The organism is Amycolatopsis minnesotensis (assembly GCF_039529815.1).
Lineage (GTDB): Bacteria > Actinomycetota > Actinomycetes > Mycobacteriales > Pseudonocardiaceae > Amycolatopsis > Amycolatopsis minnesotensis.
Map to the genome: position 1 here is coordinate 188,808 of NZ_BAAANN010000008.1, position 20,168 is coordinate 208,975.

The following is a 20,168-nucleotide window of genomic DNA, read 5'->3' on the forward strand; positions in this document are numbered from 1 at the left end:
CGGGGATGAACCTAGAGCCGATAGCCGTCATCGGGGCGGCGTTCGCGTTGCCGGGCGGCCTCCGCACCTTCGACGCGTTGCACAGCGCGCTGTCCGAGGGGATCGACGCGGTCCGTCCCCCGGCGCCGGACCGCGTCGTGCACGCCGGTGGAGAGTCCGATGTGGACTACCTGCCGCTCGGCTACCTGGACCGGGTGGACCTGTTCGACCACCGGTTCTTCGGCCTCTCCCGAGGGGAGAGCGAGCTGATGGACCCGCACCAGCGGATCAGCCTGGAGCTGGTGCACGAGGCGCTGGAGCACGCCGGGTACGCGCCGGCCTGCCTGCGCGGCTCGGACACCGCGGTGATCGTGAGCGCGCCCAACCCCTCCTACGCCGGTCTGTACGCGGGTGAGGACGCCCGGCAGATCCTGGGTTCGCTCCCGGCCGCCGCGGCGGCCAGGATCTCCCACCTCTTCGACTTCACCGGTCCGGCGCTAGTGGTGGACACCGCGTGCAGCGGCAGCCTGAACGCGGTGGCGTTGGCCGTTGCCCAGCTCCGCACCGGGCGGGCGGAGCTGGCCGTCTGCGGCGGGTTCAGCGTCGAGTCGGTGCTGGCGCCCGAGCAGAACCACGACCCGCTGCCGGGAGTCATTTCCGGATCGGGGGTGTGCCGCCCGTTCGACGCGGCCGCGGATGGCACGGTCGGGGGCGAGGGCGGCGGGTTCGTCGTGCTGAAGCGGCTTTCGGCGGCAGCCGCCGACCAGGACAACGTGCTCGCGGTGCTCCGGGGCATCGCGGTCAACCACAACGGCGCTCGCGCGGTGGGCATGAGCGCGCCGAGTTCGTCCGCCCAGGCGGAGGTGATCGGGGCGGCGCACCGGGAAGCGGGCATCGGCCCCGGGGAGATCGGCTACGTCGAGGCGCACGGTTCGGGCACGCCGCTCGGTGACGTCGTCGAGGTGGCCGGGCTGGCGGAGGCGTTCCCGGCCGGCCCGCCCGCGATCGGCTCGGTGAAGGGCAACCTCGGCCATCTCGACCACGCCGCCGGGATCGCCGGTCTGCTGAAGGTGATCTGCGCGCTGCGCCACGGAACGCGGTACCCCACCGTGCACTTCGACCGGCCCAACCCGTCGTTCTCGGCACCGGTCGTGGTGGACGCCGAACCGGTGGACTGGGAAGGGCCACGGCTGGCCGGGCTCAGCTCGTTCGGGCTCACCGGGACGAACGTGCACGCGGTGGTGGAACAGGCGCCCGCCCGCCGGGCTGTCGCCGACGACGCGATGCCCCGGCTGGTCACCGTTTCCGCGAAAACCCCGGCGGCACTGGGCGAATACCTGCGGGCGCTGGCCGGTTTCACCGAAGGGACGGAGCACGCGCTGGCCCAGATCGCGGCGGTGCTCAACGAGGGACGTGACGATCATCCCTATCGCCGCGCCTTCGTGGTACGCGACGTCGCCGAACTGACCGCGGCGTTGCGGCAGGCGACGCCGCCCGAGCAGCCGTCACCCGTGGAAACGCCGGTGGTGCTGCTGTTCTCCGGGGACGGCGAGCACTGGACGCGTCAGCTCGAACTGCACGAGCTGGTGCGATCACTCGGCCTCGACGACACGAGAATGGTCGGCAGCGGCACCGGCAACCTCGCGGTGCGGCTGGCGCGGGGCCGGATCACGCGTGCCGAGGCCGAGGCGGCGGCCGCGGGGCTGTCGCCGGAGGTCGACGCCGAGGGCCTGCGCCGTGCGGTGCGCGGGTTCGTCGCCGACGGCGCGGTGGTGCTGGAAATGGGAGAGGACGGCATCCTCTCCCGAGAGATCGCGGCGCTGGAACCGGGCCTGCCGATCGTGCGCCTGCTCGCGGGCGACGGGCCGCTGAGCGCGGTCGCCGAACTCTACGAACTCGGGGCCGGCATCGACTGGTCCGCCCAGTACGCGGACGGCAGGCCACCGCGGATCGAGGCGCCGACCTACCCGTTCGAACCGGTTTCGTGCTGGGTCCCGCGCGCCGGAGCCGGCGGGACGCCGCGTCCGGCGGGCGAGAACCTGGAACAGGCCGTCGCGGCGATCTGGACCAGGGTGCTCAAGGCCACCGGCATCGGCCCGGACTCCGACTACTTCGAACTCGGGGGCACCTCGATCGCCGGGATCACCCTGATCCGCGAGTTCGAAGCCGAGCTCGGAGTCCGGCTCGGCTTCACCGAGCTGTACGAGCACCGCACCGTCCGCGCCCTCGCGGCGCTGATCGCCGGGCGCCAGGCCGCTGGCCCCGAGGACTGGTCCATACCGGTGCTGCCGCGCGGCGGCGCACTGCCGATCTCGGTCAACCAGGAGCAGCTCTGGTACCTCGACCAGCTCGCGCCGGGAACGCCGCTCTACAACATCCCCACCGATCTGCGGTACCGCGGCAGGCTGGACCGCGAGGCGCTGCGCGGTGCGTTCGCCGATCTGGCCGCCCGGCACGAGATCATGCGGACCAGGATCGTGGCCGACGAGAACGGCCGCCCGCACGCGCTCGCCGATGTGTCCACTGTGGAGCTTCGGATCGTGGACCTGACCTCGGCCGGTGAAGCGGATTTACCGGAGGCCGTGCGGCGAGAGGCAGCCGAGCCGTTCGACCTCGCCACCGGGCCGCTGGTGCGCGCCGTGCTCTTCGCCATGGGGGAGCACGACCACCAGCTGCTGTGCACCTGGCACCACATCGCGTTCGACGGCTGGTCGCCACGGGTCTTCCTGCGCGATCTCACCGAGTTCTACGCCGCGCGGGTGGCGGGCAGGGCGGCGGTGCTGCCGGAGCTGCCCGTGCAGTACCCGGACTTCGCGGGCTGGCAGCGCACCTGGCTCGACGACGGCCGCCGTGCGCGGGCACTGGACTTCTGGCGGGCGCGGCTGGCCGGCCTGCCGCGCCGGGAGCTGCCGCTCGACCGGCCCCGGCCCGCGGTCGAATCCCATGCCGGTGCCTTCCTCGAATTCACGGTGGGGCACGAGCAGGCGGAGCGGCTGCGCGAGTTCAGCGCGACGGCGGGGGTGACCACGTTCGTCACCATGCTGGCCCTGTTCGACACCGTCCTGCACCTGTGGGCCGGGCACGAGGACGTGGTGGTCGGCGCGGCCACGACCGGCCGGGTGAACCCGGTGACCCACGAGCTGATCGGCTACTTCAACAACCTGCTGCCGTTCCGCACCCGGCTCGACGGCCGCCCCGGCTTCCGGGAGCTGGTCCGGCGGTGCGCCGAAACCGTGGCGGGCGTGCTGGACCACGAGGAGCTGCCCTTCGCCGACATAGTGGCGGATCTGAGCCCGGAGCGGGACCCGTCCCGCCACCCGTTGTTCACCGTGGCCTACACCCACCAGAACACCCGCACCCACCCCGCCGATCTGCCGGGCCTGGTGGTCTCCGCACCGGAGGAGGGCGGCTTCGGCGTCGCCGGCGGCACGGCGAAGTTCGACCTCACCCTCGGACTGTCCGATCAGGACGGTGGCCCGATGCGGTGCTACCTGGAGTACGCCACCGACCTGTTCGACGAGTCCACCATGCTCGCGGTCTCGGCGCTGTACCAGGAGATCGCCGGCGAGGTGCTGGCGCACCCCGACCGCCCGCTGGACGAGCTGGCGCGCGGAGACGATCGGCTGGTCCCCGATCTGGTGCTGGCGCACGCCACGCGTCAGCCGGAGCGGCCCGCGGTGGTCGACGGCGACCGCGTCCACACCTATCGCGAGATCCTCGTCGCGGCGGCGGCGCTGTCGAGGCGGTTGATCGCGGCGGGCGCCGGACCGGAGGTCGCGGTGCCGGTGGTCGTCGGCCGCGGCGCCGAGCTCGTCATCGCCTGGCTCGGCGTGCTTGGCGCGGGTGCCGCCTTCGCCCCGATCGATCCGGCCGTGCCCACGGCGAGGCGGAACGGGATCATCGAGTCGCTCGACCCGCCGGTGGTGGTAGCCGACCTCGCGATCGACGCGGGCGGCCGTCCGGTGCTCACCCCCGATGACGCCACCGACGGACCGCCGGTGTTCGCGGGCGGCGCGACCCGCGGCGGCCTCGCCTACGTGGCGCACACCTCCGGATCCACCGGACGGCCGCACGGCTGCGACGTCGAGCACGGCAGCCTGCTGAACCTGCTGCACTGGTACGGCAGGGAAACCCGGCTGTCCACAGCGGACCACGTGGCGCAGTTCTACGCACCCGGCTTCGACGGCGCGATCCTCGAAGTGCTGTCGGCGCTCGTGCACGGCGCCACCGTCCACTTCGTCCACGACGTGTTGAGCACCCCCGCCGAGCTGGCTCGCTCGCTCCGCGAGGACGGCATCTCCGTGGCGGCGATGCCCACCGCGCTGGCGGAACTGCTGATCGCCGAACGGCCGCACCTGCCCGCGCTCCGGGTGCTCTCGGCCGGTGGCGACCGGTTGCGGACGCGGCCACCCGCCGGAGCCGGGTACCGGATGCTGAACCTCTACGGCCCGACCGAGTGCACGGTGGTGTCCCTGCGCGGGCCGGTGGCCGCGGACGGCGCGGAACTGCCCGATCTCGGCCATCCCATCACCGGGACCACCGCCTACGTGCTCGGCCCTCGCGGGGAACGGGTGGCGCCGGGGGTGCTCGGGGAGCTGTACCTCGGCGGCGTCTCGCTGAGCCGCGGCTATCGCGGCCTGCCGGGGCTGACCGCCGCCCGGTTCGTCGCGGACCCGTTCGGCGCGGCGGGCGCCCGGATGTACCGCAGCGGTGATCTCGCCTCGGTTCGTCCCGATGGCACCATCGCCTTTCACGGCCGTGCGGACCAGCAGCTTTCCCTCCGGGGGCACCGGGTGGAACCGGCCGAGGTGGAACGCGTGCTGACGGCCCAGCGCGGCGTGCGGGAGGCGGTGGTGGTCGCCGAACGCGACACCGCCGTGCCGCGGCTGATCGCGCACGTGGCCGGTGAGCAGCTTCCGGACGAGGCGGTCCTGCTCGCGGCACTCGGCGCGCAACTGCCGTCCTACCTGGTGCCCGCCCGGATCGTGCCGCACCGGGTGCTGCCGAGAACGGTCAACGGAAAGCTCGAGCGCGCCATGATCGACGGTGAAAGGGGAGACTCGATGAGCACGGACACCGAACGGGTGCTCGGCGGGATCTGGGCCGAGCTCCTCGGCCGCGATTCCATCGGCCCGGACGAGGACTTCTTCCGGATCGGCGGTGATTCCATCCTGAGCGTCGGCGTCGCGGCGCGGGCGGCACGGGCCGGGATCACGATCAGCGCGCAGGACGTGCTGCGCCACCCGACCCTGCGGAAACTGGCCGAGGCGGCGTCTCCTGCCGCGCCGCCGGTGACCACTGTGGACAGCGGGCCGGTCCCGCTCACCCCGCTCATGCTCGACGTGCTGGACGCGGTCGAGACCTCCTCGCCCGGTGCACCCGACTTCGTGGTGGCCGAGGTGCTGGAGACCGCTCCCGGCACCGGTGTGGACCGGCTGCGGGCCGCGTTCGCCGAGCTGATCCGGGTGCACGAGCCGTTGCGGTACCGCTTCCGCCGGAACCGGCTCGGCTGGCGGATCGAACCAGGCGAGCCGCCGCACGAGTCCATTGTGGACAGTACCGTGCTGCCCCCGATGACCGAGGACGAAGAACTGGCGCTGCTCGGCGCGGACGTGGACGAGCTGGCCCGTGACGTCGACCTCGGGCGCGGGCCGCTGCTGCGCGCCCGCTACTACGACCGGGGTGCCAGCCGGACCGGGCTGATCTTGCTGGTACTGCACCACTTCGTGCACGACGAGATCTCCACCGTGCCGCTGCTGGAGGACCTCAACGGGGCGCTGACCGGGAACGGGGACACGGCCGTGCGGCCCGCGGCGTGGCGGGACTGGACGGGGGTGCTGACCGGGCTGGCGCAGAGCGACGAACTCGCGGGCGAACTCGGCTACTGGACGAGCGTGCTGCGCCGCGGCGCGGCGGAGGTGCTTCCCGAGAGCGTCGGAGGCGAAGCGGGCACGGTCAGCAGGGTGGTGCCGGGCGAACGGCTGGCGGCACTGCTCTCGACGGCCGGTCCGGTCAGCCGGGAGGCCGCGCTGTGCGCGGTGGCCTGTGGCTGGTCCCGCTGGCGCGGCGAGCCCGGCGCCTACCTGTCCACCGTCGGCCACGGCGCCCCGACCCCGTTCCGGCCGGGGGACCGGTCGCGCTCGGTCGGCTGGTTCACCAACCTGTTCCCGGTGCACCTGCCGGTGGACCCCGCCACGAACGCGGCGGAAGCGCTGCCGGAAACCACCCAGGTGCTTCGCTCGGTGCCGAACGACGGCGTCGGCTACGGCGTGCTGCGCCGGTTCAGCCCGCCGACGCCCCCGGTGCGGGAGCTCCGCGCGCTGACCGAGCCGATGGTGCTGGTCGAGCACAAGACCAGCGGGCTGAACCCGATCCGGCTCGGCGGGCCGGTGTCGATCCGGTCGGCGCCGATCCCGCTACGACTGCCGTCCCTGCTGGAACTCCGTCCGCTGATCATCGCCACCGGGGTGGTCGACGGGCGGACCGAGATCCATCTCGTGCACAGCGGGCGGTTCAGCGCGAAGGAGGTCGACGTGCTCGCCGACCGGCTGGCCGAGGCGTTCGCGGAACTGGAAGCGGGCAGGTGACGGCACCGCTGGCGATCCGCGCGACAGCGGACTTCCTGCCCGAGCGGCTCGCCGAGCTCGCCGAACTGCCGGAACTCGCCGAGCTGCCGGAGGACCGGCGGCAGGCCTGCCGGGACCTTGGCATCGACCGGATTCGCGCGGACCCGAGGTACGACGCGGTGGAACTGGCGGCGAGCGCGGCCAGGACGGTGCTCGCCGAGACCGGGGCGTCGCCAGGTGCCCTCCTGGTGATCGGCTCGCGCGCGCCGGAGCGGCTGATGAGCTCGGAGGCCACCAGGCTCCAGGCGCTGCTCGGCCTCACCGACGCGCTCACCTTCTCGGTCGGGGGCCTCGGCTGCGTCTCCATCACCCCCGCGCTGCTCGTCGCGCGTGGGCTGCTGGCAGCGGACCCGGGGCTCGGGGACGTGCTGGTGGTGCACGGCAGCAAACCGCCGACGCCGCGGCGGTACCGGCATCCGGTCACCGTGAGCGGCGACGGCGGGCAGGCGGTGCTGCTGTCCAGGACCGGCCCGGTGCGGGTGCTCGACATCGCGCAGGCCACCAACGGCGCCTACTGGAACCTGTACACAGTGGACTTCCGCGATCGCGCGCAGGCGGACTGGAGCGAGGAGTGCGCGGATCTACGGCGGTACTCCTTCACCCTCGCGATGGAAGGGCGGACGCGCCTGCGCGAGCTGTACCACGAGCTGCTCGCCAGGAACGGGATGACCGCCGCCGACGTCACCTGTCACGTCAGCCAGAACCTGTCGGCCGGTGCGCTCCGGTTCACCGAGGACGCGCTCGGCATCCGGCTCGCGGCCGCCTGCGCGAGCAACCTCGCGTCCTACGGCCACCTCGGCCCGAACGACGTCCTGCTCAACCTGTACACCGCCATCGCCAACGGCGAACTGCCGGAGGGGTCGCGCGCGGTGGTGTTCAACGCCAGCCCGGTCGCGGCCTGGAGCCTGCTGCTCGTCGAGCACGGTGGCACCGAACCGGAAACGCACTACCTGTAGGAGGAACGGATGCAGACCGAGGTTCCGGCCGAGGACGTGCGTGCCCAGTTGCTGGAGTTCGTCACCTCGCTGGTCAGTACCGAGCTCGGCCCGGACGAGGACTACTTCGCGCAGGGGCTGATCAGCTCGCTGGTGGCGCTCGAGCTGGTGACCTTCGTGGAGCACCGGTTCGGCCTCACCGTCGACGTGGCCGATCTCGACCTCGACAACTTCCGCACGGTGAACCGGCTGACCGGTTTCGTGCTCGCGAAGACGGCGGGCTGAGGTGGACCCGGGAGAGTTCGACGCCGCGGGCTGGGACGAACGCGGCGTGCTGCCGGTGGAGGTGCGCGAAGCCGTGGCGCGCGCGGGATGGCTCGGTACCGACATCCCCGTGGACCACGGCGGCAAGGGCCACTCGCAACGGGAGCTGGGCGAGCTGTGCGCCGAGATCGGGGCGGTGTGCGGCTCGGTCCGCGCGCTGCTCACCGTGCAGGGCATGGTGTCCGCCGCGATCGCCCGCTGGGGGACCGCGGCGCAACGGGCGGCCTGGCTGCCCGCGCTCGCGACCGGGGACCGGCTCGCCGGGTTCGCCGCGACCGAAACGGGTGCCGGTACCGAACTGTCCGCTGTGGACACCCGGTTCGAGCGGGACGGCGGCGTGCTCACCGTGACGGGCGGGAAGCGCTGGATCACCTTCGGCCAGGAGGCGACGGTGTTCCTCGTGCTCGGCAAGCTCGAAGGCAAGCTGACCACCGTGCTCGTCGAGGCGGATCGCGCCGGGGTGACCACCGAACCGGTGCGCGGGCAGCTCGGCCTGCGTGCCGCGATGATCGCGCACGTGGGGTTCGACGGTGTGCGGGTACCGGCGGAGAACTTGCTCGCACCGCCCGGTTTCGGACTGTCGCAAGTGGTCACCACCGCGCTCGACCACGGCCGCTTCACCGTCGCTTGGGGCTGCGCCGGAATGGCCGCCGCCTGCGTGGACGACGCGGCAGGGCACACCGCACGGCGCCGTCAGGGCGGGGTCCCGCTGGCCGCGCACGAGCTGGTGCGCTCGATGCTGGCCAGGATGGCGGTGGACGCCACCGCCGCGCGGCAGCTGTGCGTCGCCGCGGCCGATGCCCGTGACGCGAAGGAACCCGGCGCGATCGCCGCCACGGTCATGGCGAAGTACGCCGCCGCGCGGGCGGCCGCTTCGGCGAGCCAGGACGCCGTGCAGCTGCTCGGGTCCGCCGGGTGCGCGCCGGACAGCCGTGCCGGCCGGTTCTTCCGCGACGCCAAGGTCATGCAGATCATCGAAGGCTCGGACCAGGTGTCCGAGCTGCACATCGCCGATCACCTGCTGCGGCGGTACCGAACGGGGGAGAGCGCATGACCGAACCGGTCAAATGCCTGGTCTGGGATCTCGACGACACCCTGTGGCAAGGGGTGGTACTGGAAGGCGACGAGGCGGTGCCGTTCCCCCCGGCCGTCACCACGCTGCGGGAGCTGGACCGACGCGGCATCCTGCACGCCGTTGCCAGCCGTGGTGACCACGCGACGGCCGTCGAGCACCTGAAGCGGCTGGGGCTGCACGACCTGTTCATCGCGGTGGAGATCGGCTGGGGTGCCAAATCCGCTTCGGTCCGCCGCGTCGCGGGCCTGCTGAACCTCGGCCTGGACAGCTTCGCCTTCATCGACAACGACCCGGTCGAACGAGCCGAGGTCCTCGCGGCGCTGCCGGGGGTTCGGGCGTACGCCGCCGAGGAAGCGGGCTCGCTCCTGGACCGGGCGGAGTTCCAGCCGGTGACGCGTACCGCGGAATCGGCCCAGCGGCGGCAGCTTTACCAGGTGGAAGCGGGCAGGCGCGCGGCAGAGCAGGCGCATGACGGCACCGCGCCGGAATTCCTCGCCTCGCTCGATCTCACCATGGCGATCCGGCGGGCCACCCCGGTCGATCTGGCCAGGGCGCACGAACTGACCGTGCGCACCCACCAGCTCAACACGACCGGCCGCACCTATGCCGAGGACGAACTGCTGCGGCTGTCCACATCGGACCGCCACGAGGTGCTGGTCGCCGAGCTCACCGACCGGTTCGGCCCGTACGGGATCATCGGGCTGGCACTGACCGAGCGCGATGCCACGGCCACCACGATCAAGCTGCTGCTCACCTCCTGCCGGGTCGCCTCCCGCGGTGCTGGCACGGCACTGATCGAGCAGGTCGTGCGCCGCTCACTGGCCGCGGGCCTGCGCCCGATGGCGGAGTTCGTGCCCACCGAGGTCAACCGGATCATGCTGGTCACCCTGCGGTTCACCGGGTTCGAGGTGGAGCACGACACCGGAGACGGGCTGCTGCTGGCGCACCGCGGCGAGCCGGTCTCGCGATCCGGGCACATCCGGGTGCGCGCCGAAGCACTGCACTGACCGGGATACAGGGAGGAATCCGAGATGGAGAACCACGCGGTGCTCGGTGGCGGCACGATGGGCTGCGGCGTCGCGCAGTGCCTCGCCGCGGCCGGGCACACCGTGACGGTGTTCGAACCGGACGCCGCCGCGCGGGAAGCCGGGCCGGACCGGGTGCGCGCCGGGGCGCGCCTGGCGAAGATGCTGCGCCGCGACGGCCCCGGCCCGGACGAGGTGCTGGGCCGCATCCGCTGGACCGGCCGCTGGGACGAGCTGGACTCGCCGGAGTTCGTGCTCGAATGCGTGCCGGAACGCCTGCCCGTCAAGGAGGAGGTGCTGCGCGCCGCCGACGAGCACAGCGCACCCGGCACCGTGCTCGCCTCCTGCACCTCGGCGATCCCGATCGACCACTTGGCGGGCTGGCTCGGTGATCCGAGCCGGATGATCGGCACGCACTTCATGAACCCGGCCCCGCTCAAGGACACCGTCGAGGTGGCCAGCGGGCCCCGCACCTCCTCGGACACCTTGCGGCGCACCACGGAACTGCTCGGCAGCCTCGGCAAGAAGGCCATCGTGGTGGGGGACGGGCCGGGGTTCGTCTCCAACCGGGTGCTGATGCTCACCGTCAACGAGGCGGCCACCGTGGTGCACCAGGGCACCGCCGACGCGGCCACCGTGGACGCGGTGTTCCAGCAGTGCTTCGGGCACAGGATGGGCCCGCTACGCACCGCCGACCTGATCGGGCTCGACACCATCGTCGACACCCTGGTGGTGCTACGGGAGTTCACCGGTGACCCGCGGTTCGAACCGAGCCCGCTGCTGGCCGAGCTGGTCGCCGCAGGGCACCTCGGGGAGAAGAGCGGGCGCGGATTCCACCTCGCCGCGCGGGGCCGCGTTCCTTCCTGATCGGCTCGGTGCTTCTGGACCAGGCGGACGAGGTCGGCGGGTGGAGAGGTGGCCCGAAGGTGCCCTCCAGGACATCGGGAGCATTCTCAACCCACGAACCTGGGCTGAGCGCGTGACACAAGTGAAGTGTATAACGCCCTATACGGCTCGGCTTTGTTGAATACTCACACCTTCCGTCACCTGCGTTCACCACCAAAAACGCTCCGGAGGGGGCTGGCCCAGTCGTCACCAGTGCTGGCTCCTGAGCACCTCATCCGGTCGCCGGAGAAGGAGCCGGTTGCCCGCACGTCCTGGATGCCAGGTGCGCAAGGGCACACTTCCCTTGTCGCCGTAACGAAACCAGGGGCGGGCCTTGACGGTGCGAGAGCGGTCGTTGGAGGGTGGATTCCCGGTCCCTCCGAGAGAAAGCAGGGCAATGCGCGAAAACGGTTCTGCAAGAAAAGCGGCTGGTTTGAAACGTCGTTCCCTGAGTCGTTTTTTCGGACTTGTGACAACGATGTCACTGGCCGCTGTGGCGCTTTCCGGGCCGGTGTCCGCTGGTGCGAGCGAGCCCAAGGAAGAGTGGAACACCGTATTCCAGGACAATTTCGACGGCGCGGCGGGCAGTCGCCTGAACGAGAGGAACTGGCTCTACGACAAGGGAACGGGTTACCCCGGCGGCGCCGCGAACTGGGGCACCGGTGAGATCGAGGTCGCCACGGACTCCACGGAGAACGTCTATCAGGACGGCAGTGGTCATATGGTGATCAAGCCGATCCGGGATTCCGCCGGCAAGTGGACCTCGGGCAGGGTCGAAACCCAGCGCACCGACTTCGGCGCACCGGCTGGCGGGCAGATGGAGCTGAGCGCGTCCATTCAGCAGCCGAACCCGGAAAAGGGGCTCGGTTATTGGCCCGCGTTCTGGGCGATGGGTGCCGACGCGCGCCCGGCGAATGCCACCAACTGGCCGAGTATCGGCGAGATCGACATCATGGAGGACGTCAACGCGCTGAGCAAGCATTCCACGACGTTCCACTGCGGACAGTGGGCGGGCGAGTGCCACGACCCGGACGGCATCACCAGCGATCTGCAAGCCTGCGAGGGCTGTCAGACCGGTTTCCACACGTATTCGGTGATCGTGGACCGGCGTGACGCCGCGGCCGAGGAACTGCGCTTCTACCTCGACGGCAAGCAGAGCTACGCCGTCAAACAGAACCAGGTGTCGGACGCGACCTGGAAGGCGGCCGTCGACCACGGGTTCTTCGCCATCTTCGACGTCGCGATCGGCGGTTCGTACCCGAACAAGGTCTGCGGCTGCACCTCGCCGTCCCCGGACATCACCTCCGGTGCCGGGATGAGCGTGGACTCGTTCACGGTGAAGGTGAGCAACAGCTAGCCGCGAAGCCGGAAAAGCCCGTTCCGCGCCCGAGCCGGCGCGGAGCGGGCCTCTTTCCTGCGTCGGCGACGTGAAGGCAGAGGCGAATTCCCTTCCGTGCGCACTCCGTCAACAGGAGCGCGGCGCAGCGCAAGACCCCCGGGGCCCGGCTCGGAGAGGATGCCCTCGTCCGTCCACCGCCGCGGTCCTGGGAGGAACGTCATGGACGCTGAACGGGATTCGGGGCTGCTGAGGGCGGACGCGCTCGGCACGGCAGGGGTGGTGTTCCTCGTGCTGGCGGCGGTCGCGCCGTTGACCGGGATCGTGGTCATCGCTTCGCTGGGGATCGCGCTGGGTAGCGGCGGCGGGATGCCGGGCGCGTTCGTGATCGCGTCGGCGATCCTGATCCTGTTCGGCATCGGCTACGCCCAGATGAGCCGGATCGTCACCGGTGCAGGCGGGTTTTCCGTCTACGTGTCGCGGGCGATGGGACGGCCGCTGGGGCTGGTCGCCGCGTTCGTCGCGGTGCTCGGCTACAACTGCTTCGTCGCGGGCGCGCTGGGAACGAGCGGGTTCTTCACCGCGAACGTCGTCGAACAGGTCTTCGGCGCCAAGACGCCGTGGCAGCTCTGGAGCCTGCTTTCCGCGGTGGCGGTGTTCCTGCTCGGCCGCCGCGGCGTCGAAGTGAGCGCGAAGGTGCTCGGCGTTTCGCTGGTCCTCGAGGTGGCGATCCTGCTAGTGCTCGATTTCGCGGTGCTGTTCCGCACCGGTCTGAGCGCGCGCGCGTTCTCGCCGGGCGTGGTGTTCGGCGGGTCGACCGGGATCGCGTTCCTGTTCGCGTTCAACGCCTTCGTCGGGTTCGAGGCCACCGGGTTGTTCAGCGAGGAGGCGCGGCGGCCCGCGCGCACGATTCCCCGCGCCACCTACATCGCGATCCTGCTCATCGGGTGCTTCGCCGCGTTCACCACCTGGGCGATCGTCAGCGCGCTCGGCGTCGAGAACGCCGGGCAGGCGGGACGGGACCACTTGGCGACGGGTGATCTGGTGTTCAGCGTCGCGCGGACCCACCTCGGCACCTTCCTGCTGGACGTGATGATGCTGCTGCTGGTGGTCAGCCTCTTCGCCGCGCTGCTCGCCCTGCACAACTCGGCCACGCGCTACCTGTTCGCGCTCGGGCGTTCGCGGGTCCTGCCCGCTGTGCTCGGCCGGACCCGGCCCGCGAGCGGGGCGCCCTACGTCGCCAGCGCGGTGCAGATCGGGTTCGCGGTCGTGGTCGCCGCCGGGTACGCGATCGCGGGGCTCGACCCGCTCGCCGACCTCACCGCGAGCATGACCGGTATCGGCACGCTCGGGATCATCGCGCTGCAGGCGATGGCCGGGATCGCCGTCGTGGTCTTCTTCCGGCGCCGCGGTGACCCCAGGATCTGGAAGACGGCGATCGCGCCGGGGCTCGGCGGGATCTGCCTGATCGGGGTGACCGTGCTGGCGATCGCGAACTTCCCCACCCTCGCCGGCTCGGCGGCACCGGTCATCGCGTTGCTGCCGTGGCTGCTGGTGGTGGCGCTGGTGGCAGGGCTCGGCGTGGCCGCGTGGCTCCGCCGGTCGAAACCCGAGGTCTACCAAGGACTTCCGTCCTTCGACCAGGACAAGCCGGGTAGCCCGGTCTGATCAGTCCGGCGGGCTCTGGCCGGTGTCCCTTGCGGACAACGTGGTGTCCACAAAGGCCTGTGTCGCGGCGGTGACCGGTCCTGCCCGGTGCACGAGCCACTGCGGCAGGCGTTCCGGGGGATCGAAGCGGTGGACGTCGGCACCGGCGCGGCGCGCGAGATCGGCCCAGCCGTCCGGCATCAGCCCGGCGCCGATGCCCTTGAGCACCATCGGCAGCACCACGCTCCGGTCGCCGACCTCGGCCACGATCGTCATGTCACCGACGGTCCCGGCGAGCCGGTCGAACAGGGCCCTGACCGCGGTCTGGGGCTGGGGCACCACGAACCGCATGCCGCGCAGGGCCTCCGGCGGCACCACCGGCCCGGCGCCGGGCAGTGCGCCCGGCGGCACCACGAGCAGGAACTCCTCGTCCCGCAGGTGGTGCGCGACGAGGCCGTTGCCGGCCGGGCGCTCCCTGCTCCCGCAGACGCCGACCTCGCACCGCCCCTGCAGGACCATCGTCACCACCTCGGCCGCGGACTGCGCGGACGACGTGCTCACCGTGACGCCGGGATGGTGCTCCCGCAGGTCGGCGATGATGCTGGTGGTCGGTTCGAGCGCGGACGAGGAGGTCGCCGCGACGTCGACCCTGCCGACCGCGCCCTCGGCGGCCGACCGCGCCGCGGTGCGCAGTGCCGCGAGATCGCGCAGCACCAGCCTTGCCCGGTCCACGAGCAGCTCCCCGGCGCTGCTCAGCACGGCGTTGCGGCCGACCCGGTGGAACAGCGTGACGCCCAGTTCGCGCTCGAGGTTGCCGATCGCCCTGGACAGCGAAGGCTGCGCGACGTGCAGCGACCGGGCGGCGTGGGTGAAACCGCCGCGCTCGACGATCTCGACGAAGTACTCGAGCTGGCGACGTTCCACGGGTGGCGCTCCTGATCGATAGCGACTGGCTATCGAAATGGTGTCACAGATGTCTTTGACGTCGTCGTGGGCGAGGCGTTTACTCCCTCCATATCGCTCGAACGGGAGGACCAGGTTGTTCACCACGCGGCCGACCCTGCAAGGCACCTTCGGCATGGTTTCGTCCACCCACTGGCTGGCCTCCTCGGCCGCGATGGCGGTGCTGGAGGACGGCGGCAACGCCTTCGACGCCGCGGTCGCCGCCGGGTTCGTGCTGCACGTGGTCGAACCGCACCTCAACGGCCCCGGCGGTGACCTGCCGATCATCCTGGCTCCCGCGGGCGGCGCGCCCAAGGTCCTTTGTGGACAGGGCCCGGCGCCTGCCGGTGCCACCACGGGGCACTACCGCTCGCTCGGCCTGGACCTGGTGCCCGGCACCGGCCCGCTCGCCGCCGCCGTCCCCGGCGCCTTCGACGCCTGGATGCTCCTGCTGCGCGACCACGGGACAAAGCCGTTGTCGGACGTGCTGAAGTACGCCATCGGATACGCCGAAGACGGCGCCCCCGCCGTCGAACGGATCGGGGCCGCTGTGGCGGCGGTCCAGGAACTGTTCGAGACCGAGTGGACCACCTCGGCCGAGGTCTACCTCCGTGACGGTAAGCCGCCCGCTCCCGGCGCGCTGCTGAAGAATCCGGCGCTGGCGGCGACCTGGCGCCGCCTGATCAGCGAGGCCGAGGCGGCGGGGCAGGGCCGGGAGGCGCAGATCGACGCGGCACGCCGCGTGTGGCGCGAAGGCTTCATCGCCGAGGCGCTGGCCGAATTCGCCGCACTGCCCACAATGGACACTTCGGGTGAACGACACGCGGGCACCCTCGACGGTGCCGACCTGGCCGCGTTCTCCGCGACCTACGAAGACCCCGCGACGCACACCTGGAACGGCTGGACGGTGGCGAAACCGGGACCGTGGAGCCAGGGCCCGGTCTTCCTGCAGCAGCTCGCTCTACTCCCCGGGGACCTCGACCACACCGCGCCGGGCTACGTGCACACCCTCGTCGAAGGCACGAAGCTGGCGATGGCCGACCGGGAGGCCTGGTACGGCGACAGCGGCGACGTCGCGCTGGATACCTTGCTGGGCAAGGAGTACAACGACGCACGGCGTGCGCTGATCGGGGAACGAGCCGCGCTGGAACTGCGTCCGGGCGTGCTCAGTGGACGGGAGCCGCGCTTGAGCGAGCACGCCAGGCGGGTCGCCGAAGGCGTCCCGACCGAGCGGCCGCACGCCGGGGCGGGAGAGCCGACGGTCGCCATGGACGGCGCCACCCGCGGCGACACCTGCCACCTCGACGTCGTCGACCGGTGGGGCAACATGGTCGCGGCCACGCCGAGCGGCGGCTGGCTCCAGTCGAACCCGGTGGTGCCGGAGCTCGGCTTCCCGCTCGGCACGCGGTTGCAGATGTGCTGGCTCGAACCGGGCTTGCCGAACACGCTGACGCCGGGGCGCCGGCCCCGCACCACGCTTTCGCCGTCGTTGGCGCTGCGCGGCGGAGAGCCCGTGCTGGCGTTCGGGACCCCCGGCGGCGACCAGCAGGACCAGTGGAGCCTGCACTTCTTCCTCGCGGTCGCGCTGCGCGGGAAGGTCCGCGGGCAGTTCGACCTGCAAGGCGCGATCGACGCGCCGAACTGGCACACCGACAGCTTCCCGAGCTCGTTCTACCCGCGTGCGATGCGTCCCGGGAGCGTCACCGTGGAATCGCGGATCGGTGCCGAGGTCATCGCCGATCTCCGGGCACGCGGCCACGACGTGACGGTGGGGGAGGCGTGGTCGGAGGGGCGGCTGTGCGCGGTGGCACGTGATCCGGAAACCGGTGTCCTGTCCGCGGGGTCGAACCCGCGCGGCATGCAGGGCTACGCCGTAGGCAGGTAGCCGCACCCCCAACGCTGGGAGTCGTCCATGGTTCTCCGGTTTTCGCGCGCAAGGCGGCCGCTCGTGCTCGCCGCCGCCGCGGCCCTGCTCGCGGCCTGCGTGCCGATCCAGCACGCCGCGGTGGGCGGTGACCACCCCGACGACTACGGCGCCCCGGTCGGCGACCGGCCCGTCCGCGAGGGCGGCGAGCTGGCGGTCGGCCTTTCGTCCGAACCGGACCGGCTCGACCCGACGACTTCCAGCTCGCTCTACACGCGGTACGTGATGAGCACGATCTGCGAGAAGCTCTATGACATCGATGCGACCGGGCGGATCGTGCCGCAGCTCGCGTCCGCGCTCCCCGAGATCTCCGCCGACGGGCTGACCGTGACGATCGGTGTCCGTCCCGGGGTCGTGTTCGCCGACGGAACTCCCTTCGACGCCAACGCGGTGCGCACGAGTCTCCAGCGCCACCTCACCATGAAGGGGTCCCAGCGCACCGGCGAAATGGGGCCGATCAGGGAGATCGGCGCGCCGGACGCGAGTCACGTGGTGCTTCGCTACAAACGGCCGTACGCGCCGATCACCGCCGCGCTGGCCGACCGGGCCGGGATGATCATGTCCCCGGCCGCGCTCGCGGCGAAGGGTGCGGACTTCGCCGCCGCGCCGGTGTGCGTCGGGCCGTTCAAGTTCGCCTCGCGGGTTCCGCAGACCGCCATCACCGTGGTCAGGGACCCGCGGTACTACGACACCGCGCGCGTGCACCTGGACAAGATCGTCTACCGGATCATGCCGGACGCCAACATCAGGGCGGCGAACCTGCGCTCCGGCGACGTCGGGGTGGCCGACACGATCTCGCCGCAGGACGTCGATTCCCTCGCCAGGGACCCGGATCTGAAGGTGCTGCAAGCGAGTTCGCTCGGCTACCAGGGCATCACCTTCAACATCGGCAACGTCGACGGTGTCGGCAAGCCCGCCAAGCCGATCGATACCCCGATCGCGAAGGATCCCCGGATCAGGGCCGCCTTCTCCGCGGCCATCGACCGGAAGACGTTGGTGGACACGGTGTTCAACAACTGGTTCGAGCCTGCCTGCACGCCCGTCTCCCCGAAGTCGCCCTACGCCACGCCCATGGGTACCGCCTGTCCCGTATTCGATCCGAAGCGATCGAGGCAGTTGCTGGCCGAAGCCGGGGTCCCGGTGCCGTTCCCGGTACGGCTCCAGGTCAGCAACTCGCAGGACCAACTCCGCTACGCGCAGGCGTTGCAGGCCAGCGTGGCGGAGGGCGGGTTCGCGCTGCAGGTCGTGCCGGTCGAGTATTCGACGCTGCTCGACGTGCAGAAGCGCGGGACCTACGAAGCGCTGCTGCTCGGCTGGTCCGGCCGTATCGACCCGGACGCCAACACGGCCCGCTTCCTGGTGAGCGGGGGCGGCGGGAACTACGGCGGGTTCTCCTCGCCCGAACTGGACGAGGTGCTGACGAAGGCGTCGCAGGTCATCGATCCAGCGCACCGCGCTGTGCTGTACGGGAAGGCGGTCGCGCTGATCCAGCGCGACAACCCGGTCGTCTACACCTACCGGCTGCGGTCCCTGACCGTGCGTTCGGCCGGTCTCGTCGGCGTCGAGGTGTATTCGGACGGCGTGCTGCGGCTGGGCAAGGCGGCGTTCGCCGCGGACAGGGAGGGCTGAACCCGTGGCGCGCTACCTGTTCCACCGGCTGTGGCAGTCCGCGCTGACCCTGCTGCTCGCGTCGATCGTGGTTTTCCTCGGCGTGCGGGCGCTGCCGGGCGACCCGGCGCAGGCGATGGCGGGGGAGGAGGCCGACCCGGCGGCGATCGCCGCGATCCGGGCCCAGCTCGGCCTGGACGAACCCGTTCCCGTGCAGTACCTGAAGTTCCTCGGCCACACGCTGACCGCGGACTTCGGCCGATCGGCCCGCACCGGCACGCCGGTCACCGAGATGATCGGCGCGACCCTGCCGGTGACGCTGCAGCTCGCGTTGTACGCGATGCTCATCGCGGTGCTGGCCGGGATGGCGGGCGGGGTCATCGCCGCGGTGTTCCGCGGCCGCTGGCCGGAGTGGGCGGCGAACGGCATTTCCCTGCTCGCCCTGTCGGTGCCGACGTTCTGGCTCGGCATCCTCGCCGTGCTCTACCTCGCCGTGGGGCTGGACTGGTTCCCCGCCTCGGGTTACGTCTCGCCGTTCGAGGACCCGCTGCGCGGGATCTACTACCTGACCCTGCCCGCGGTGATCCTCGGCATGTCCCACGCGGCCGTGGTGCAGCGGCAGACGAGGGCGTCCATGGTCGGCACGCTCACCGCGGACTTCGTGCGCACCGCCCGCGCGAAGGGGCTCGGCCGGGGCGCGGTGGTGTTCCGGTACGGGCTGCGCAACAGCCTGATCGTGGTGACCACGGTGATCGGCCTGCAACTCGGCGGGCTGATCGCGGGCGCGGTGGTCACCGAGCGGATCTTCAGCCTGCCCGGCATCGGGAAGCTCACCCTGGACTCGGTGTTCAGCCGCGACTACCCGGTCGTCCAGGCCGTGGTACTGGTCGTCACGGCGGCCTACATCGTGATCAACCTGCTCGTCGACGTCCTCTACACCCTCATCGACCCGCGCGTCCGAGTTTCCGGGAGCCTGCGATGACCGCCTCCGCCGAACCCGTCCGGCCCGACTCGTCGCTCCCGGTGCGCGGCCGCGTGGTGCGCAAGCTGCTGCACAACCCGATGGGCGTGGTCGGCGGCATCCTGCTGCTGATCGTGCTCGTCTGCGGCGTGTTCGCCCCGCTGCTGGCGCCGTACCCGGCGGCCGAGGTGCACTTCACCACGCCGTTCCAGCGGCCCGGCACGGTCGGGTTCGCGCTGGGCACCGACGACCTCGGGCGGGACGTGCTTTCCCGCGTGCTGTACGGCACGCGCGCTTCGCTGGAGGTCGGCGCCCTTTCCGTGCTGCTCGCGCTCGTCGTCGGTGTGCCGCTCGGACTGCTTTCGGGCTACTGGCGACGGGTGGACGCGCTGGTTTCCCGGCTCGCCGACCTGATGCTCGCTTTCCCGTTCCTGGTGCTGGCGGTCGGCCTCGCCGCGATCAACGGCGGCGGCCTCGGCAACGCCGCTGTCGCGCTGGGCATCGCGAACGTCCCGGCGATGATCAGGGTCGTCCGCGCCGAAACGCTGCGGCTGAAGGAATCCGACTTCGTGCTCGCCGCGCACACCATGCACGCGGGCTCCCTCCGCGTGCTCGGCCAGCACATCCTGCCCAACGCGCTGTCCGCGATCATCGTGCAGGCCACCGTGATCATGCCGGCCGCGGTGCTCGGGGAGGCCATCCTGTCGTTCCTCGGGCTCGGCATCCTGCCACCCGCGCCCAGCCTCGGGATCATGCTGTCGGACGCGCAGCAGTACCTGTTCCGCACCCTGTGGCCCGGTGTCTTCCCCGGTATCGCGATCGCGGTGATCTGCCTCGGGTTCAACCTCTTCGGCGACGCGCTCCGCGACGCACTCGACCCCAAGACCACGACGTGACGGGA

13 protein-coding genes are annotated in these 20,168 nt (G+C 71.5%); 12 read left to right on the forward strand and 1 reads right to left on the reverse strand.

What is annotated here, in order from left to right:
• The first annotated feature begins 5 nt into the window (after positions 1 to 5).
• From ABD256_RS12470 to ABD256_RS12505, 8 genes are all read left to right on the forward strand, one after another.
• Positions 6 to 6,566 (forward strand): amino acid adenylation domain-containing protein, encoded by a 6,561-nt coding sequence (locus tag ABD256_RS12470; protein WP_344417014.1) that lies wholly within the window; start codon positions 6 to 8, stop codon positions 6,564 to 6,566.
• Positions 6,563 to 7,561, forward strand: coding sequence for a 3-oxoacyl-[acyl-carrier-protein] synthase III C-terminal domain-containing protein (locus ABD256_RS12475; protein ID WP_344417016.1), 999 nt, complete (start codon positions 6,563 to 6,565; stop codon positions 7,559 to 7,561). Before ABD256_RS12470 ends, ABD256_RS12475 begins: the two co-directional genes overlap by 4 nt.
• A gap of 9 nt (positions 7,562 to 7,570) precedes the next feature.
• Positions 7,571 to 7,825 (forward strand): acyl carrier protein, encoded by a 255-nt coding sequence (locus tag ABD256_RS12480; RefSeq protein WP_344417018.1) that lies wholly within the window; start codon positions 7,571 to 7,573, stop codon positions 7,823 to 7,825.
• A gap of 1 nt (position 7,826) precedes the next feature.
• Positions 7,827 to 8,918 carry an acyl-CoA dehydrogenase family protein gene (locus ABD256_RS12485; RefSeq protein WP_344417020.1) on the forward strand — a complete coding sequence of 364 codons (1,092 nt, stop codon included), beginning with the start codon at positions 7,827 to 7,829 and terminating at the stop codon, positions 8,916 to 8,918.
• Complete coding sequence (locus ABD256_RS12490; RefSeq protein WP_344417023.1) at positions 8,915 to 9,946, forward strand: HAD-IIIC family phosphatase; 1,032 nt, start codon at positions 8,915 to 8,917, stop codon at positions 9,944 to 9,946. Before ABD256_RS12485 ends, ABD256_RS12490 begins: the two co-directional genes overlap by 4 nt.
• Positions 9,947 to 9,970: 24 nt before the next feature.
• The gene (locus ABD256_RS12495) at positions 9,971 to 10,831 is read left to right on the forward strand and encodes a 3-hydroxyacyl-CoA dehydrogenase family protein (protein WP_344417025.1); all 861 of its coding nucleotides are present in this window, start codon (positions 9,971 to 9,973) and stop codon (positions 10,829 to 10,831) included.
• A 415-nt stretch (positions 10,832 to 11,246) separates the two neighbouring features.
• Positions 11,247 to 12,206 (forward strand): glycoside hydrolase family 16 protein, encoded by a 960-nt coding sequence (locus ABD256_RS12500; RefSeq protein ID WP_344417027.1) that lies wholly within the window; start codon positions 11,247 to 11,249, stop codon positions 12,204 to 12,206.
• Positions 12,207 to 12,407: 201 nt separating this feature from the next.
• A complete protein-coding gene (locus tag ABD256_RS12505; RefSeq protein WP_344417029.1) occupies positions 12,408 to 13,853 on the forward strand; it encodes an APC family permease in 1,446 nt (481 codons plus the stop codon).
• Here ABD256_RS12505 and ABD256_RS12510 read toward each other — a convergent pair whose 3' ends face one another.
• Positions 13,854 to 14,756 carry a LysR family transcriptional regulator gene (locus ABD256_RS12510; protein ID WP_344417031.1) on the reverse strand — a complete coding sequence of 301 codons (903 nt, stop codon included), beginning with the start codon at positions 14,754 to 14,756 and terminating at the stop codon, positions 13,854 to 13,856.
• 115 nt (positions 14,757 to 14,871) lie between these two features.
• Between ABD256_RS12510 and ABD256_RS12515 the strand changes: the two genes are divergently transcribed.
• Genes ABD256_RS12515 through ABD256_RS12530 form a run of 4 tightly spaced genes read left to right on the forward strand, consistent with a single transcriptional unit; the run spans position 14,872 to position 20,163 of the window.
• Positions 14,872 to 16,659, forward strand: coding sequence for a gamma-glutamyltransferase family protein (locus ABD256_RS12515; RefSeq protein ID WP_344417033.1), 1,788 nt, complete (start codon positions 14,872 to 14,874; stop codon positions 16,657 to 16,659).
• 27 nt (positions 16,660 to 16,686) lie between these two features.
• Complete coding sequence (locus ABD256_RS12520; RefSeq protein WP_344417035.1) at positions 16,687 to 18,327, forward strand: ABC transporter substrate-binding protein; 1,641 nt, start codon at positions 16,687 to 16,689, stop codon at positions 18,325 to 18,327.
• Between the two features lie 4 nt (positions 18,328 to 18,331).
• Entirely contained in the window at positions 18,332 to 19,288 is a 957-nt protein-coding gene (locus ABD256_RS12525; RefSeq protein ID WP_344417037.1) for an ABC transporter permease, read from the forward strand.
• Positions 19,285 to 20,163 carry an ABC transporter permease gene (locus ABD256_RS12530; RefSeq protein ID WP_344417039.1) on the forward strand — a complete coding sequence of 293 codons (879 nt, stop codon included), beginning with the start codon at positions 19,285 to 19,287 and terminating at the stop codon, positions 20,161 to 20,163. The genes ABD256_RS12525 and ABD256_RS12530 overlap by 4 nt, the downstream gene beginning before the upstream one ends.
• The last annotated feature ends 5 nt before the right edge of the window (positions 20,164 to 20,168 follow it).